Source organism: Hymenobacter agri, from assembly GCF_054778495.1.
On the sequence record NZ_BAAGZM010000616.1, the window covers coordinates 1 to 2,510 of the forward strand.

Below are 2,510 nucleotides of genomic sequence, written 5' to 3' on the forward strand. Positions count from 1 at the left end.
GCCCAAGGCGCTGCCCACGCGGCCCGTGGCACGCCGCGCCGCAGCTCGCAAGCCCACCACGAAAGCCACCCCGGCGAGCAAAACTCAAGCGGCGTTAGCAACGAAGGCTACTGCCGCCAAAGCTGCCTCAAACCGCAAAACCACTACCCGGACGGCCGCCAAAAAAACGACCACAGCGGCGACCAAACTCCGCATGGTGAGCCCGAAAAAGGCAATACCGAAAAAAGCGCCTGTTAAATCTGCCGTCAAGAAGGCCGCAGCCAAGCGCTAACGCAACGCGGCCCGCCGCCCGAAACCGAACCGCCCGAACGCAGCGATGCCCGGCCTGCCTCTGCCGTCCCACTAAAGGGCGACTGGGCAAACCGGGCATCTAATCCTTCAAATCTTACCAAGCGGCGAAACTGGGGTACAGTTCCGGCGTCTTTCAGATAAGACCTGGCCGAATGTGGGTAGCCTTAGGAGCTACCCCACGAAGCTGTTGTTAGGCGCGTACTGCGGTGAAGCGTACGACATTCGACAGGCTTGGCAGGATTTGTTTGGGACTACTAGACATTTTGTACCTCCTTTCTTTACGTTCGACATAACTCCCGCTCGCGCGGCCCAGCACCTTAGGGCTGCTTGAGCGGGGCCGTAGCACTCACTACTGAGCGGTAAAGTTAATCGCGGGGGCTAAGGTTCAAAATTTACGGGGCTATTTTTGGGCAAATCCGGTCGCATTGCGGCTTTACAGCTGATTTACAGTGCCATTAATTTTAGCCGGCCGACCAAAAAAACCACCCAATCCGGCCGGGCAACGAACTTGGCCGTAAACTTGCCTATCACCTCAACGACACAGCTGTTCAGCTTCCGGATTTTTTTCGCGTACTTTTCTTCTCAAATCTCACCCAATCTTCATTTTCAATGAAAAAAACCCTGCTCCTTCTCGTGCTCCTCGTGCTGGGCGCTGCCCGCATGGCCTCGGCCCAAACCATGTCGCCGCTGGGCGTCTGGACCAATTCCGAGAAGAAGGCCACGTTCGAAATCTATAAGTGTGGCGATAAGCTGTGCGGCAAAATCGTGAGCCTGACCGTGCCCAACGACCCGGCCACCGGCAAGCCCAAAACCGACTCGCAGAACCCTGACCCGAAGCTGCGCAGCCGTCCGCGCCTGGGCCTGGTGTTCATGCAGGGCTTCAAATACGACAGCGACAACAAGTGGGACGATGGCAAAATCTATGACCCCGAAAGCGGCAAGACCTACTCCTGCTACATGAAGATGGAAAGCCAGAACACGATGGAAGTAAAAGGCTACATCGGCTTCTCGCTCATCGGCAAGTCGCAAACCTGGACGCGGGTGAAATAAGCCCCCGGCGCAACGTACCAGCTAAGCCGGCTCCTCGCGGGGAGCCGGCTTTTTTGTGGCCCGATTTCGGCTACTGGCCGCCGGAAACCAGATTTTTTGCGCCTCTGAGCCGCCCGGCCGCAGAAACTATTTGCCCGGGCCCGTGTTTCGACTCCATTACGATTTAACGCTTTGTTCAACTTCCTCCAGAAATTATTCCGCTCGCAGGAGGCCGCTCCGGCTGCCTGGCACGCCGTGGTACTCACCCCAGCCCAGGTGCGCCGCCACGCCCGCTGGGTCGAGCAGCAGGTATTTCTGAACTGGCTGGAGCCCTACTACAAGGCCTACCACCTGCACAAGGTCGGGGCCGGCGGCCGGCGGGGCTTCCAGGTGCAGCCGTTGCGCGAAGTGGGCCGCGAGGGTGCCCTGTTTTTTTACGATGCCAGCATCGGCCCGGGCAATTTCCGGCATTTTTACGAGCACTTGGGCGAACGCCTACTGGCCTTGGGCTACCACCGCGGCTGCGCCGACCAGTGCACCCAGCACAAAGCCCACCTGGCGGAAACCACGCTAAAGCAGCTGTTCAAGCCCAACCCCACCGACTGCCCCGACACCGGCGACTGCAACCAGCGCTTCGGCCTGGTTACCATCGACCTGGTGGCTGTGAACGGCGAGCCGCTCTTTATTCGGGTGGCCAGCAATGCGGTGCGGCAGCCCGGCTTCACGCCGGCCGCCCCCTTCGAGGAGTTGTTGCGCGACTTGCTCAATGCCCCGCCCCCCACGCCCGAAACGCAGGCCCTGATTGCCAACTATTATCAGCGGTTTTGAGCCCGATAGGGCCGTTAGCCACCAAACCAATGCGCTAGCCCCCTCGCGGAGCCTAGCGCATTGCTATTGGTACTGCCTGCAGCTTACTCGCGCACAAACTGCCCCCGGCCGAGCATTTCGCCGGTAGCCGTGAGTAGGCGCAGGTAGTAGAGGCCCGGCGCTAAGGCGTGCGTATCGATTTGGGGCTGAGCGGCCAGCAACACTTGCCGTAGCACCAGCCGGCCAGTGGCGTCCACCACTTCGGCCCGCACCAGCGGCGCGGGCAGGGCCGCCAGCTGCAGCACATTGTGGCAGGGAATGGGATAGAGCGAGAGCGGCGCCAGCCCAGCTGCGGTGTGAGTGGCCAGCACCAGCGAGTTGTC

4 protein-coding genes are annotated in these 2,510 nt (G+C 60.4%); 3 read left to right on the forward strand and 1 reads right to left on the reverse strand.

The genetic code is table 11. The features are described from left to right. The 3 genes from ACYVDE_RS20175 to ACYVDE_RS20185 all read left to right on the forward strand — a co-directional run. On the forward strand, positions 1–237 hold a 237-nt coding region (locus ACYVDE_RS20175), incomplete at its 5' end, for a hypothetical protein (RefSeq protein WP_460503332.1). A gap of 663 nt (positions 238–900) precedes the next feature. Further along, positions 901–1,341, forward strand: a complete 441-nt coding sequence (locus ACYVDE_RS20180; RefSeq protein ID WP_460503333.1) for a DUF2147 domain-containing protein — start codon at positions 901–903, stop codon at positions 1,339–1,341. A gap of 171 nt (positions 1,342–1,512) precedes the next feature. Next, a complete protein-coding gene (locus ACYVDE_RS20185; protein ID WP_460503334.1) occupies positions 1,513–2,148 on the forward strand; it encodes a hypothetical protein in 636 nt (211 codons plus the stop codon). Positions 2,149–2,231: 83 nt separating this feature from the next. Here ACYVDE_RS20185 and ACYVDE_RS20190 read toward each other — a convergent pair. After that, positions 2,232–2,510, reverse strand: a 279-nt coding sequence (locus ACYVDE_RS20190; protein ID WP_460503335.1) for a T9SS type A sorting domain-containing protein, incomplete at its 5' end; no start/stop codon positions are given.